The 13242-nt window shown below is 69.0% G+C and carries 14 protein-coding genes and 1 riboswitch; of the genes, 6 read left to right on the top strand and 8 right to left on the bottom strand.

What is annotated here, in order from left to right; all coding sequences use genetic code 11:
• Positions 1–403: 403 nt before the first annotated feature.
• Both QH276_RS07440 and QH276_RS07435 read left to right on the top strand, forming a co-directional pair.
• Positions 404–1342: a DUF4349 domain-containing protein gene (locus QH276_RS07440; RefSeq protein ID WP_280400565.1), complete on the top strand. Its 939-nt coding sequence runs from the start codon at positions 404–406 to the stop codon at positions 1340–1342.
• A gap of 8 nt (positions 1343–1350) precedes the next feature.
• On the top strand, positions 1351–1578 hold the full coding sequence (locus tag QH276_RS07435; RefSeq protein ID WP_280400566.1) for a DUF167 domain-containing protein: 228 nt from the start codon (positions 1351–1353) through the stop codon (positions 1576–1578).
• 23 nt (positions 1579–1601) lie between these two features.
• Here QH276_RS07435 and QH276_RS07430 read toward each other — a convergent pair whose 3' ends face one another.
• The 7 genes from QH276_RS07430 to QH276_RS07400 all read right to left on the bottom strand — a co-directional run bounded on the left by QH276_RS07430 (position 1602) and on the right by QH276_RS07400 (position 7925).
• Positions 1602–1952, bottom strand: a complete 351-nt coding sequence (locus tag QH276_RS07430) for a hypothetical protein (protein WP_280400567.1) — start codon at positions 1950–1952, stop codon at positions 1602–1604.
• Positions 1953–1979: 27 nt separating this feature from the next.
• Positions 1980–2444, bottom strand: coding sequence for a tRNA (cytidine(34)-2'-O)-methyltransferase (locus tag QH276_RS07425; protein WP_280400568.1), 465 nt, complete (start codon positions 2442–2444; stop codon positions 1980–1982).
• Between the two features lie 199 nt (positions 2445–2643).
• Positions 2644–3570, bottom strand: coding sequence for an STM4011 family radical SAM protein (locus QH276_RS07420; protein ID WP_280400569.1), 927 nt, complete (start codon positions 3568–3570; stop codon positions 2644–2646).
• Positions 3571–3576: 6 nt separating this feature from the next.
• A complete protein-coding gene (locus tag QH276_RS07415) occupies positions 3577–4911 on the bottom strand; it encodes an STM4012 family radical SAM protein (protein ID WP_280400570.1) in 1335 nt (444 codons plus the stop codon).
• Positions 4908–5816 carry an STM4013/SEN3800 family hydrolase gene (locus QH276_RS07410; protein ID WP_280400571.1) on the bottom strand — a complete coding sequence of 303 codons (909 nt, stop codon included), beginning with the start codon at positions 5814–5816 and terminating at the stop codon, positions 4908–4910. The genes QH276_RS07415 and QH276_RS07410 overlap by 4 nt, the downstream gene beginning before the upstream one ends.
• 1 nt (position 5817) lies before the next feature.
• Positions 5818–6951 carry an STM4014 family protein gene (locus QH276_RS07405; protein ID WP_280400572.1) on the bottom strand — a complete coding sequence of 378 codons (1134 nt, stop codon included), beginning with the start codon at positions 6949–6951 and terminating at the stop codon, positions 5818–5820.
• Entirely contained in the window at positions 6948–7925 is a 978-nt protein-coding gene (locus tag QH276_RS07400) for an STM4015 family protein (protein WP_280400573.1), read from the bottom strand. Before QH276_RS07400 ends, QH276_RS07405 begins: the two co-directional genes overlap by 4 nt.
• 199 nt (positions 7926–8124) lie before the next feature.
• On the opposite strand from QH276_RS07400, the gene QH276_RS07395 reads away from it, so the two are divergent.
• The 3 genes from QH276_RS07395 (at position 8125) to QH276_RS07385 (ending at position 9912) form a co-directional block, all read left to right on the top strand.
• Complete coding sequence (locus QH276_RS07395) at positions 8125–8451, top strand: hypothetical protein (protein ID WP_280400574.1); 327 nt, start codon at positions 8125–8127, stop codon at positions 8449–8451.
• 15 nt (positions 8452–8466) lie between these two features.
• Complete coding sequence (locus QH276_RS07390) at positions 8467–9558, top strand: DUF6745 domain-containing protein (protein WP_280406673.1); 1092 nt, start codon at positions 8467–8469, stop codon at positions 9556–9558.
• Positions 9559–9666: 108 nt separating this feature from the next.
• A complete protein-coding gene (locus tag QH276_RS07385) occupies positions 9667–9912 on the top strand; it encodes a DUF3017 domain-containing protein (protein ID WP_280400578.1) in 246 nt (81 codons plus the stop codon).
• Positions 9913–9921: 9 nt separating this feature from the next.
• Here the strand turns inward: QH276_RS07385 and metX are convergent, their stop codons facing one another.
• Positions 9922–11067, bottom strand: a complete 1146-nt coding sequence (gene metX / locus QH276_RS07380; RefSeq protein WP_280400576.1) for a homoserine O-acetyltransferase MetX — start codon at positions 11065–11067, stop codon at positions 9922–9924.
• 255 nt (positions 11068–11322) lie between these two features.
• Positions 11323–11433: riboswitch (SAM riboswitch) on the bottom strand.
• Positions 11434–11707: 274 nt separating this feature from the next.
• Between metX and QH276_RS07375 the strand changes: the two genes are divergently transcribed.
• Positions 11708–12925, top strand: a complete 1218-nt coding sequence (locus QH276_RS07375) for an NADP-dependent isocitrate dehydrogenase (protein WP_280400577.1) — start codon at positions 11708–11710, stop codon at positions 12923–12925.
• The last annotated feature ends 317 nt before the right edge of the window (positions 12926–13242 follow it).

Here is a 13242-nt window from a genome sequence, read left to right as displayed (position 1 = left end):
CGCCGCCCGGGGGGGGGGCGGGGGGGCCCCCGCCCGCCGCCCCGCCGCCCCCCCCCCCCCCCGGGGGGCCCCCCCCTGCCCGCCGGGGGGCCCCCCCCCCCGGGCCCGGGGCCGAACCCTCCAAGGGCCTCGCTGGACTCGGCACCGCCGTGGTGGCGTTGTTTCGGTGCGGTGGGCGCTCCGAGTGCCTCGTTGGGCTCGGCGCCGTCGGGGTGGCGTTCGGTTTCCAAGGTTCGCAACCAGCTGGGTGCCCTGCTGAGGAGCTGGGGGCCTCGCTGAAGGCGCCGCCGTCGTGGCGCGTTGGATTCGTGCGTTACGGCTCGCGTGTGTCCGGTGGTGCAGTACGGAGCGTGGTGTCAGCGTTCGGGTACCTGATCGAGGGGGAGCACATTACGCTGCCAGCATGCGGAAGCTCGGGGTGTTGGTCGTGGTCCTGTGTGGTGCGGTGTTGCTGGCCGGGTGCGGTAGCGATTCCGAAACCACCTCGGGCCGTCCGTCGTCGGCCGAGGACGCGGCACCGGCCACGAGCCCCGGTATCCGGATCCAGCAGGCACCGAACCGGGAACAGGCGCCGGCGCCGGACAACGGGCAGCAGGTCACCGCGCGTAAAGAGGTCGTCACCGGGCGGGTGGATCTCACCGCCGCCGACCCGATCGCCGCAGCGCTTACCCTCACCGACCGGGTAACCCGGTTGAACGGGCGAATCGATCAGCGCACCGAGAACCCCGGGACCGACGACACCTACCCGCACGCCAACCTGGTCGTCCGTATTCCGGCCGCCGAAACCGATGCCTTCCTGGAAGGTTTGCGCGAAATCGGCGAGGTCACCGAGGTCAGCACGAACCGCGACGACGTCACGATGCAGTGGCAGGATCTCGACGCCCGGATCACCGCGCTGCAAGCCTCCGTCACCCGGCTACGCGACCTCATGGCCCGCGCCGCCAACACCGCCGATCTCATCGCCGCCGAGGGAGCACTCGCCGATCGGCAGGCCGAACTCGACAGCCTCACCGGGCAGCGGCGCTACCTCGACGACCAGATCTCCCTGTCCACCCTGACCATCGATATCTCCACCACCGCCGACGGTAGGCGCGATACCGGGCCGTCGAATTTCTGGGACGGTGTGGTCGACGGCTGGCACTCGCTGGTCGACTGGTTGAAGGATGCCATGGTCTTCGTGGGCCAGGCATTGCCGTGGCTCGGTTTCCTCGCGGTGATCGGTGCTGCCGTAGCGGCGATCGTCCGATTGCTCCGCAGGCGCCGCGTAGCCCGCGGCACCCGGTCCGCCACCGGTTCGGACCGGCCCGGCGACGAGGCGGTCGACCGGCCGGACGGCGAATAACCCCGGCCATGTCGTCGACCGTCCGGGCCGTGATCAAACCGAACAGCCGCAAGGGTCCGCTGGTCGAGGAACTCCCCGACGGCACGCTACAGCTGTGGGTGCGGGCACCGGCGACCGAAGGGAAGGCCAACAAGGCCGCGGCGGAACTGCTGGCCGCGCATTTCGGTGTACCGAAGAGCGCGGTGCGCCTTACCGGTGGCGCGACCACCCGGCGTAAACGCTTCGAGATCGGCTGAGGCAGAAAATGGGCCGGCGTTCTTCAGTCGCCCTGTGACCACGCCGCCACCGGAAGCGACAGATAGACGCCGAAGTCACGCAGACCGGTCGCCGCCCGAATCTCCGCATACAGTCCGTCCACTCGATTCTGGCGGTCGGCGGCCCGGCTCTCGAACCATTTGGATTTCACCTCGATCACCACTCCCAGACCACTCCGGTCCAGCGGACCCAGCTTCCGGAAGCGGATCTCCACATCGCCCGGCTGCAAATCCCCGTCGTACGGTTCCTCTGGACACTGCACCGCTTCGGACACCAGATGCGGCAGCACCGAAGCCAGTTCGCGCAGCACTGGCTCGGCAATATCCGGGGCATAGGTGACTTCCACAAGCGGCACCGAGCCAGCGTAGAACAACCCGGGTGGTCACACCGCGTCGGGAAAACCCTGCTGGCGCCATGCTTCGTACACCGCCACCGCCGCCGCATTGGCCAGATTCATCGAGCGTCTGCCCGGCAGCATCGGAATGCGGACTTCATCGGTTATGTGCTCGTCGGCGAGAACCCCGGCAGGTAACCCTGACGGCTCCGCGCCGAACAGCAGCACATCACCCGGGCGGTAGCTGATCGCGGTGTAGGTGGTGGTCGCCCTGGTGGTGAACGCGTAGACCCGTTCGGGCCGGAGCCGGTCCCAAGCGGCCGGCAGGTCGGGGTGCACCGTGACCGAGGCCAGGTCGTGGTAGTCCAGCCCGGCGCGGCGCAGCTTCGCCTCCGACATATCGAATCCGAGCGGTTCGATCAGATGCAGCTCACTACCGGTTCCGGCGGCGAGCCGGATCGCATTTCCTGTATTGCCCGGTATACGCGGTTCATGGAACATCAGTCGGAACACAGCCGACCAGTCAACCAGGTGGTGATGTCCGCGGCGGAGCGAGCCCGGCAATGCTGCGCAGCGCCCCACCAGGTACGACGGCGATGCCCCGGCAGCCGAAGAGGCCGCGGCCGGAGCACCGGGCGGTGGCCGTTGAACCGGACCTGTAGGGCAGGAGGTGGCGGCCCCGCTCGATATCCCGTCGGGTGGGATCGCGCCGTTATCCCGGTTGAGTGATGGGTACGGAGCCGGCGACCGGTACGCGGAGAACCGGAGCGGGAAGGTCCACGACGCTGCCGTGTGCCTCCGCCGTAGGAATTCGTTCGAGGACCCCACCGGCGAAAACGTCGTACAACGGGAGGGTCTCCAGATGGACGTAGCCGATATGACAGTCGCAGACCGCCCGCGAGCAGGGGCGGGGGCGCAGCGCGGTGCGGTAGGAGCCGTCGTAGAGGTTACCCAAGGGTTCCTTCACGAAATGGCAGCGGTGGACGGTGCCGTCGCCGTCGACCGAGAGCACCGAAGCACCGGTCCGGCAGGGCTGCCCCAGCGAGCGGTGCGGGTGGCGGCTGAACGGGAACAGCGGGTCCAGGGCGGTCCAGCCGGCGGCTTCGGCGTCGGTGTAGGTGTGGTTCTCGGCGGCGTTGATCCAGAGGTAGATGTGGTCCGGTAGGTCGGCGCGCAGCCGGCGCGCGTGCGGCAGATGTTCGGGCAGGCCGACCACGCCGACGCTGAAACGGATACCCGCTGCGGCCAGTTGCCCGGTTTTGTCGAGAAACCGCTGGTAGGGGGTTTGTCCGGGATGGTAGGTGCACCACAGTGCGACCGTGTCGCGGTCGGCGTCGCGCAGCCACTCGGTCCGGCAGCTCAGATTGGTCTGGATTGCGACGCGGCGCACGTGGGATTCGTGGGAGAGTTCGACCAGCGCCCGGCGGTACCAGGAACGGACCAGACCCTCGCCCCAGGGCGTGAACAACACCGAGACCCGGTCGCCCTGTTGCGCGCGGACCCAGCCGGTGAAACGTTCGAGCGCCGCGCGGTCGGCACGTAACTGTGCGGGACTGTCGCGTCGTTTGGCGAACGGACAGTACGGGCAGTCGTAATCGCAGGAGGCCAGCGGGCCGCGGTACAGCAGGGTGAGATCCACGGCCGGTTACCGGAGTTCGTATCCGGCCATGGCGGCCCGGACCGCGGCGGAGAAGAATTCGGGGCCGATGGCGTCCGAATAGGCCAGTCCGTCGGGGGAGAGTCGCAGCAGGTCACCGGTGGTATCGGCGAGCCAGCCGCGGTCGGCGAGCCGGTCCAGTTCGGCCGGGAAATCCTGCTGCGGGCCGGTGCCGAAGCGGGCCCGGTAATCGGCGACCACCAACCCGTCCGCCTGCAGGATCGATTGGAGCAGGAAGCGGCGGCGGGCCTCCTCCTCGTCGATCACCCGGCCGTGTATCGCATGGCCGAAATCGGTAGTGGCGGTGTAGCTGTCGATGATCGAGCGGATTTCGGGCACACCCACCGCGTAATCGAAGGAGTAATGCAGGCCGCGGGTGTAGGACCGGGCGCCGCAGCCGAGGCCGATCATGCCGTCGGTTTGGCAGGAATAGTCGTCGGGGCCGGTGACCGGGGCGTCGGCGCGGCGGAACATACGCATGGACCGCTGCTGGTAACCGTTGGCGAGCAGATGATCACGACCCTGCCGGTACAACCGCAGCCGCTCGTCGTCCCATTCCAGGTCGGCCGCCTCGTCCCGGCGCCGGGCGAGCCCCGTCAGCGGACGCACATAGAGCGGGTAGAGGTAGATTTCCTCCGGCCGCCAGGTCAGCGCCGCATTCAGCGATGCGTACCAGCTGTGCGCGGTCTGGCCGTCGATCCCGTAGATCAGGTCGATATTGAGGTTCGCGACCCCGGTGTCCCGGATCCGGGCGAGCGCCGATTCGACCTCCGCCCGGCGCTGTGGCCGCACCGCCGCCCGCGCCTCGGATTCGTCGAAACTCTGCACGCCGAGGCTGATCCGGGTCGCGCCACGGGCCGCGAGCACGGCCAGCCGGTCGGCGGTCGCGGTGGCGGGTGAGGTTTCGACGGAGAAACCGATTCCGCGCAGATCCGCGCCCATGGTGTGCTCGGCGATATCGCACAACCTGGTCAGTTCGCCCGCGTCCAGGTACGTGGGGGTGCCGCCGCCGAACGCCGCGGTGGCGAAACGGAGGGGGTCGCCCAGACTGTCACGCACTGTTTCGGCCTGGCGGGTGAGCGCGTCCAGATAGCGGGTGGTGAGGTCGCCGGGGGCGCCGACGCGGGTGAACAGATTGCAGAAGCCGCAGCGTATTTCGCAGAACGGGATATGCAGGTACAGCGACAGTGCATCGCGCGGTTCGGCGGCCCACACCTCGCGCAGTGGTTGTCGCGGGGCCAGCGGGCGGTACGCGGTCTTGTGGGGATAGGCGTAGACGTAACTCTGATACGGCCGGGGCAGCCGGATCCGGGCGCGGGTCATACGGTGTCCTCGGTGTCGGCCCGGCCTGTGCCGGGTAGCGGATGCGCCGGATCACCCGCGTGCGGGCGGATTTCCGCGGGCGGGGAAACCGCCGGTTCCGGGGCGTCCGGGTCCAGGAAGAAGTGGGCGTACGGCACCGTCCACACCACGTCGTGGCCGAGCCGGTGCCCGGTGTACCCGTCCTCCCCGTAGGCGGTGCCGTGATCGGAGCAGACGATGGCGAAACAGCGGCCCCGGGAACGCAATGCGTCGAACAGGCGCGGGATATGGCGGTCTACGTAACGGAGTGCCGCGGCATGGGAATCACGGGTGTCGCCGGATTCCCTTGTCGCGCCCGGCAAATGGAACCAATTGGGTTGGTGCAGGGCCGAGACGTTCAGGAACAGGAACAGCCGCTGCCCGGCCGGGGTGGTCGCGACAACCTGCTCGGCACGGGCCACCTGCGCCTCGAACGAGGTGGGAGAGGCGACCGAGAACACCGGCTCCCAGTAACTCTCGCCGAACAATCCGGGCAGGGCGCTGCCCAGCGCACCCTGCTTGTTGAAGAACCCGACCCCGCCGATACAGACCGTGCGGTAACCGCGGTCGGCGAGCGCGGCCGGCAGATCGGGCCGGTCGTACACGTAGGTGCCCGGGGCGGTCGTCTCGCTGCCGGCGAACCGGGCGGCGAACAAGCGGGGGTGCGGACCGGGTGCCGCCGGGGTCGGGAGGAACCCGGCGAAGATCGCCTGGTGCGAGGCGTAGGTGAAATTGCCCGGAGCGTGGCGCTCTTCCCAGCTGCCGTCCGGGAGCAGCGCCGTCAGGTTCGGTAGCCGGCCCGCGGCCGACTCCTCGGCGGCGACGTCGTAGCGCAAGGTGTCGAGGGTGAGCAGGAGCAGATCGTCCCGGCCGATCACCTCGTTCATATCAGGCCGGTACAACTGTGTCCTCCGGTGCCGATGCGGTGCGCAGGGCACGGTACCAGCGCGGCGCGGCGGCGACCTGGGCCGCGTAGGTGTCCAGACCGGCGGCGAAGGTTCCGGGCAGGCCGGTGACCCCCGGCAGCAGATCGCCGAAGGCGTTCACCTCACCGACGACGAAGCGGCGCCAGCCGTGGGTGGGCAGCAGATCCACCCCGGCGCACAACGTCGCGGGAAAACACGCCGCCGCCCGCTCCGCGAGTTCCAGAGCCTCGTCCCAGTGCGCGCCCGCCGCGGCCCGCGCCGCCGCCGGATCGCCGCGGGAACCACCGAGATGCAGGTTGGTGATCGGGACCGCGGCGCAGCGGATCACCACATGGGTCGCCCGGCCGGCGACCACCACTATCCGCAGGTCCGCCGCGCGACCGTGCAGCGTCGATTTCGGAATCCACTGTTCGATGTGCAGCCCGTCCGGTGCGAGGCGTTCGACGATCGCGGCGATCTCCGATTCGCCGTGGTAGCGCCGCACCCGCAGCGAGTTGTGCAGCGCACCGGCCGGGGTCAGCTCGACCGAGGTGGTGGCCCGGATCGGACCCCGGGGATGAGCCTCGATCGCGAGCACACCGGACGCCGAGGAACCGTGCGCGATCTTCACGAACGCGCGGCGCAGCTCCCGCAGGTGCTCGCGTACTTCGGGCCAGCCGGTGCTCGGCCGCGTGTCACCGGAAGTGGGTGAGTGCGGCACCGCGACCCCCGCCGCGGCCAGCCGGGCATGGCACCGCCGTTTGTCGAACAGGACCGCGAGGTCGCCCGGATCGTCGAGCCGGTGGCCGCCGTGCAGCGCGGCCACCGCGTCCCGGAATCCGTCGTACCAGCGGGCCGTCCCCTCCACCCGGGTGGGATCGGTGACCCCGCGCAGCAGCCGGTCCACCTCCGGGTCCTCCCCGGGCGAATCGAGCCGCACCAGTTCGTCGTCGTCGAAGGTATGCCCACCGGCGCGGAGTACGTCGAGCCATTCGACCACCCGCGGCAAGGTCCCGGTGGCCGCGGTGGCCGCCGCCCGGAACGACCGGATCCGCCGATTCGTCCCGTTGCCGACCACCACCCAGCGGTAGCCGTCCGCCGGTCGCGCGACGGTCATTCGCTCACCGAGATGTAGCGGTGGACCTCACCGTCGTAGGTGTAGGACTCCGCGTCGTCGGGGTCCAGATCGAGCGAGACCGCGGGCTCGAGGGTTTCGCGCAGCCGCGCGCACAGCTCGGGGCTCAGGTAGTTGTGGTGCATATCCAGGGTTTTCAGGTGGGTCAGCGGCTGCCCGGCGAGCAGTGCCGCCGCACCGGTATCGGTGAGCACACCCATCGAAACGTCCAGGGTGTCCAGCCTGGCCACCACGGGCGCGGTGGCCAGGGCCGCGCAGATATCGTCCTGGATATCGCTGTTGCGCAGGGCCAGATATTTCAGGCCGGGGAGCCGGTCGCCGGTGAGGATCGGCGCCAGGTCCGCGATTGTGGCGTCGCCGAGATAGTGGGGGGTGCCGAGCCAGAGGTCGAGATGGGTGAGCGCGGGGAAATCGCAGGCCGCGATATCGCGCACGACCGCACCGGGAAGACCACCGGCCTGCATGGTGAGTTTCTCCAGCCGTTCGTGCCGGATGGGCGCGAAGCTCAGTTCGTCGGACCCGCGGACCACGAATTCGGTCAGGTCGGGGAAGGCCGCGAGCAGTGCGCTCACCGGGCCCTGCCGGATCCAGGAGATCTCGGCTTCCTCCGGCTCGATATCGCCGAGGAATATCGCGCGCAGCGCCGGGAACCGGTCGCGCGCGGCGACCATCGCCTCGATCACCAGGTCCGAGGTGTCGTGTTCGCCGTCGGCGAGATCGCCCCAGGAACCGGCCACGAAGGCCCGTACGCGGGTGGTGTCCACATGCTCGCAGAACCGCGCGAAATGTTCGGGCCAGGGCACTTCCACTTCGAAACCGGGGCCGGCGACCCGCCAGGCCACCGATTCGGCGTCTGCCGGAATCGTGCCGGCGAGAACCGGATCGTCCGGCGAGTCCGGAAAATCGAAGACGGGCAGCCCGCCGAACTCTGTCAACCGCTCGAGATACTCGGGCATCCTGTGTTTCCTCTCCCCGGGGCCGGTGGGACCGATGTCCCGGGATGGTTCTACCAACCCCGGCCGACACCCGCAGGACGACCGCCGATCGACGGACCCGCGGGCGTCCGCGCCGAGAATCCCACGCGCGGAACATTGTCGGTGCCCGCGGCTACCTTCTCGTGACAACGGCTCGAACGGGCTGTACGGGAGGAAAAGTATGTATCGCCAAGGGGATGTCCTGATAGTTCCGATCGCGGCGGAGAACGGGTCCGCGGCCGCCGAGCGGTGGCAGCCCGCACCGCGCGACCGGCGGGGCCGGATGGTGCTCGCACTCGGTGAGGTGACGGGGCACGCGCACGCCATCGCGTCGCCCGGCAAGCTGTTCCACGATCCGCACACACCGAATGCGCTGGTGCTGCACCTGCCCGAGGGCGGGCGGCTGGTGCACGAGGAACATGCGGCGATCGGGCTGCCCAAGGGCTGGTACCGGGTGGTGCGGCAACGCGAGTACGTACCCGGTGCCGTGCGGATCGTGGCGGACTGACCGATGCCGGAAATCGTGAGCGAGACAGGAACGAGCGCAGCGTTGACAGATTTCGAGCAGTGGCGGGCATCGTCGGCCACCACCGGCCCCGGCGACCGCGCCGCGGCCGAGGCGGGCGTGCGGCTCGCCTACGAGACCGCGGGGCTGGCCGCGCCCGAGCGGATCATCTGGGTGCGCTCGCCCCTGGAAGCGGTGAATCTGCTGCGGTCCGGGCTCTCGGCCGAGGCCGGGCGCTCGGTGCGCGAACCGCTACGCAGCGCGCCGTGGGCCGCCGCGCGGGACCGGTTGCACGCCGAACTGGGTGCTCGGGAATTCGCCCGGCACTGGCAGGCCACCGGGGCCACCTTGTGGGAACTCACCGAGCCGATCGTCGACCGTATCCGCGCCGGAGTGCTGGCCGCGGCGGCCCCGGTTCCCGAGACCACGGGTGACGAGGACGACGCGGCGAAGGACGCCTCGAGTGCCGCCCGTCAGGAGGAGGCGCGGGTTCGGATGCTGCTGCTGGACGCGGTCATGGGCCAGCACGACGCGGCCTGGTTGTCGGCGTTCGATACCGGGCCCGGCACGCCCTTGGCCGGCCTGGCCGCGGTGGCGCGGGAGGCGGGCTGGTGGTGGCCGTACGCGAACCTCGTGGTGATCAGTGAACGGCCCACCGCCTTGTATCGCGACGAGGCCGGGCGGCTGGACCGCGGTGACGGACCGGCGGTCGGCTACGACGACGGATTCGGCCTGTATGCGTGGCGCGGAATGCCGGTACCCGCCGAATTCCTCGATCAGCTGGCCGCGCTGACACCCGCGCGGATCCGCGCGGAGGAGAACGCCGAACTGCGCCGGGTGATGCTCGAGTATTACGGCTACGACCGCTACCTGGCCGAATCCGGTGCCGAACCGCTGCAACGCGACGAAACCGGGGTGCTGTGGCGGATCGCGCTCCCCGACGACGAGGACGTGGTGATGGTCGAGGTGGTCAACTCCACCCCGGAACCGGACGGTACGCACCGCACCTACTGGCTGCGGGTCCCGCCCACCACCCGCAGCGCGCGCGAGGGTGTCGCGTGGACCTTCGGTCTCACCGCCGGGGAGTACGCACCGGTCGCGCAGACCTGACCGCCCGGATCTGGAACAATCGCACCCGTGACCCACGCCGAGACTGTGACCGAGGACGACCCCGGCACCGGCAGCCGCCTGGCCGTGTTCCTGCGCTGCCACCTGCCGATGGTGGTGGTCGTCGCGGTGATCGCGGTCGCCGTGGTTTTCGTCGCGCAGGACCGGTGGCGGCGCGGGGCGTTCTTCTTCGGCGGCGCGACGCTGATCGCCGCCGGGTTCCGGCTGTGCCTGCCGACGGTCCGGGTCGGGCTGCTGGCGGTGCGCAGCAAACCGTTCGACGTGGGCGCGCTGACCCTGCTGGGCAGCGCGATCGTCTTCCTCGCCGCCACCATCAACACCCTCGGGGTGAGCTGAACCGCCGCGTCAGCGGTGTTCGCGGGCCAGATCCATCGTCTGCACCAGTAGCTTCCCGATGGCTTCGGCTTCGGTGAGAAAGCCGTCGTGACCGTCGCGCGAGGAGATGACCTCGAAATGCCGGCACCCCGCCAGCCCCTCGGCCAGTTCCTGCTGGGTGTGCAGCGGGTAGAGCCGGTCGGAGTCGATACCGCCGACGATGCACGGCACCTCGCAGCGTGTCATCGCCGCCGCGATCCCGCCGCGGCCGCGGCCGATATCGTGGCGGTTCATCGCCTCGCTCAGCAGCACATAGGTGGCCGGATCGAACCGTTTGCACAGCTTCTCGGCCTGGTATTCGAGGTAGCTCTGCACCGCGTAACGGCCGCCGTCCCATGGATCCTCGCCGGCCTGCGGGCTGTTCGCGAACCGGCTGTCCAGCTCGACCTCGGTGCGGTAGGTGAGATGCGCGATCCGCCGGGCGATACCCATACCGGCCATCGGCGCGCGGCCGGTGCCGTGATAGTCACCGCCCTGCCAGTCGGGGTCGCCGGTGATGGCCGCGATCTGGGTGCTCTGGGTGCCGATCTGGTCCGCGGTGGCGCGCGGGCCGACCGCGAGGATCAGCGCCGAGGCGATACGTTCGGGTGCGCAGAGCATCCACTCGAGCACCCGCATACCGCCCATCGACCCGCCGACCGCCGCGGCCAGCCGGTCGATACCCAGCACCTCGAACAACCGCAGCTCTGCGGTGACCTGGTCGCGAATGGAGATCTCCGGGAAGCGCGAACCCCAGGGGGCGCCGTCCGGCGCCGGTGACGCGGGGCCGGTGCTGCCCTGGCAGCCGCCGAGCACATTGGTGGCGATCACACACCAGTCGTCGGTGTCGATCGGCGCGCCCGGCCCGACCATCCCGTTCCACCAGCCGGGTTGCGGATGCTCGGCATCCGGTTCACCCACCACATGGGAGTCCCCGGTGAGCGCGTGCTCGATGAGCACCACATTGTCCCCGGCCGGCGACAGTTCGCCCCAGCGCTGCACGGCCAGTCGCACCGCGGGCAGCTGGGCGCCGTTCTCCAGTGCCAGGTCGCCGATATCGATCAGGCCGAGAGTGCCGTCGGCCGGCGGGAGCTGCGCCACGGGACCTGCCGTGGTTCGTTCGATCTCCACCTTCACGCGATGGCTTCCGCACGACAGGCCGCCCCACGCGGCGATACCCCGAATGTATGAATCGCGGCCGCGAGACCGGCGGACCGGGGAGACGGGCGCCGGTGGCCGTCCGGGCGGCGCCGGGTGCCCACGCGGACAGCAGTCACACCGGGGAATCTGTGATCGGTCATATCGTGCTCCAGAAAATAGGGGGTTGCGCGCCGCGACACTGCGAGTGCCGGGCCCGAGGCGACCAGCACCGGCACATAACGGCGACCTCCTGACATGCGCTTGCTCCCGGCTTTCGGAAGCCCGGTCATCACCCGGAGCACCCCACCGCAGCAGGAGGGTTGCCGGCCAGCGAGCCGGGGCTTGGCGCTGGCGCTCATGACCTGCTCAATATGGTAGCGGGGCGCCGGGAGGGATCGAAATCCGCATAGGCCGCCACCAGGTAATCTTGTGGCGAGATTCACCCTGTGAGATCTCACGACCGGGGCTGGCTGCACCGTGTGACAACCCGAAGCAGTACGCTCGTCTTGGTTACACCAGACGTCCCGTGGACAACGCGGGATGTATACGTTGTCTGTTGAACAGCTGGGGTCCGCTCACAAGCGTGTTCGCCTGGCCGTGCAATGAGGGCACCAGTCTTAGGAGGACACGAAGATCCATGTCCAAGATCAAGGTTGAAGGTACCGTCGTAGAACTCGACGGCGACGAGATGACCCGGATCATCTGGCAGTTCATCAAGGACAAGCTGATCCACCCGTACCTCGATGTGAACCTCGAGTACTACGACCTCGGCATCGAGTACCGCGACAAGACCGACGACCAGGTCACCATCGACGCCGCAAATGCCATCAAGGAACACGGCGTCGGCGTGAAATGCGCGACGATCACCCCCGACGAGGCCCGCGTCGAGGAATTCGGTCTCAAGAAGATGTGGCGGTCGCCCAACGGCACCATCCGCAACATCCTCGGCGGCACCATCTTCCGCGCGCCGATCATCATCTCCAACGTTCCGCGCCTGGTCCCCGGCTGGACCAAGCCGATCATCATCGGCCGCCACGCCTTCGGCGACCAGTACCGCGCCACCGACTTCAAGGCCTTCCAGGCCGGCACCGTCACCCTCACCTTCACCCCGGAAGACGGCAGCGAGCCGATCGTGCACGAGGTCGTGAAGATGCCCGAAGAGGGCGGCGTCATCATGGGTATGTACAACTTCAAGAAATCCATCGAGGATTTCGCGCGCGCCTCGTTCAACTACGGGCTGCAGCAGAACTACCCGGTCTACATGTCGACCAAGAACACCATCCTCAAGGCCTACGACGGCATGTTCAAGGACACCTTCCAGGAGGTGTTCGACGCCGAGTTCAAGACCCAGTTCGAGGCGGCCGGCCTCACCTACGAGCACCGGCTGATCGACGATATGGTCGCCTCCTCCATGAAATGGGAGGGCGGCTACGTCTGGGCCTGCAAGAACTACGACGGTGATGTGCAGTCCGATACCGTCGCGCAAGGCTTCGGTTCGCTCGGCCTGATGACCTCCGTGCTGCTGACCCCGGACGGCCGGACGTGTGAGGCCGAGGCCGCGCACGGCACCGTCACCCGGCACTACCGCCAGCACCAGCAGGGCAAGCCGACCTCGACCAACCCGATCGCGTCGATCTTCGCCTGGACTCGCGGCCTCGAACATCGCGGCAAACTGGACAACACCCCCGAGGTGATCGGTTTCGCGCAGACCCTCGAGGATGTGGTCATCAAGACCGTCGAAGGCGGCCAGATGACCAAGGACCTCGCGCTGCTGGTCGGCGGCGACCAGGGCTACCTCACCACCGAGGAATTCCTTGCCGCGCTCGACGCCAACCTGGCTCGTGCGCTGCGCTGATACTCAGCGGCCCCACGACCCCGGCGTGCCGACCGGCGCCCGGAGCGTGGAGCCGTAGGGTCTCCCGAAAACCCCGAGAACAGGGCTGTGTTCTCGGGGTTTTTGCTGTGCAGGCCGGGCCGTTTTCAGCGGCGCGTGAGGTGGCCGCGACCCCAGCACACCCACGGCGGTGCCGAGCCTTACGAGGCCCTTGGAGGGTTCGGACCAGGGGGCCGAACCCTCCCGGCGCCCCCCGCGCCGCGCAATAAACACCGAACCACAGCGCGGCGGGGGGGGGGCGGGGAGGGTGTGAACAAGGCGACCTGGCTCAACGGCCT

Origin of the sequence: Nocardia carnea (genome assembly GCF_029869215.1) — a bacterium.
Classification (GTDB): Bacteria; Actinomycetota; Actinomycetes; order Mycobacteriales; family Mycobacteriaceae; genus Nocardia; species Nocardia carnea_B.
Note: the sequence above shows the minus strand (reverse complement) of the source record. Positions and strands in the feature narration are given on the sequence as shown.

Excerpts from the sequence above, each read along its gene's own strand:
- QH276_RS07415 (WP_280400570.1), bottom strand. The coding sequence starts at position 4,911 with ATGACCCGCGCCCGGATCCGGCTGCCCCGGCCGTATCAGAGTTACGTC.
- QH276_RS07440 (WP_280400565.1), top strand. The coding sequence starts at position 404 with ATGCGGAAGCTCGGGGTGTTGGTCGTGGTCCTGTGTGGTGCGGTGTTG.
- QH276_RS07385 (WP_280400578.1), top strand. The coding sequence starts at position 9,667 with ATGGTGGTGGTCGTCGCGGTGATCGCGGTCGCCGTGGTTTTCGTCGCG.
- QH276_RS07400 (WP_280400573.1), bottom strand. The coding sequence starts at position 7,925 with ATGCCCGAGTATCTCGAGCGGTTGACAGAGTTCGGCGGGCTGCCCGTC.
- QH276_RS07405 (WP_280400572.1), bottom strand. The coding sequence starts at position 6,951 with ATGACCGTCGCGCGACCGGCGGACGGCTACCGCTGGGTGGTGGTCGGC.
- QH276_RS07395 (WP_280400574.1), top strand. The coding sequence starts at position 8,125 with ATGTATCGCCAAGGGGATGTCCTGATAGTTCCGATCGCGGCGGAGAAC.
- QH276_RS07375 (WP_280400577.1), top strand. The coding sequence starts at position 11,708 with ATGTCCAAGATCAAGGTTGAAGGTACCGTCGTAGAACTCGACGGCGAC.
- QH276_RS07435 (WP_280400566.1), top strand. The coding sequence starts at position 1,351 with ATGTCGTCGACCGTCCGGGCCGTGATCAAACCGAACAGCCGCAAGGGT.
- QH276_RS07410 (WP_280400571.1), bottom strand. The coding sequence starts at position 5,816 with ATGAACGAGGTGATCGGCCGGGACGATCTGCTCCTGCTCACCCTCGAC.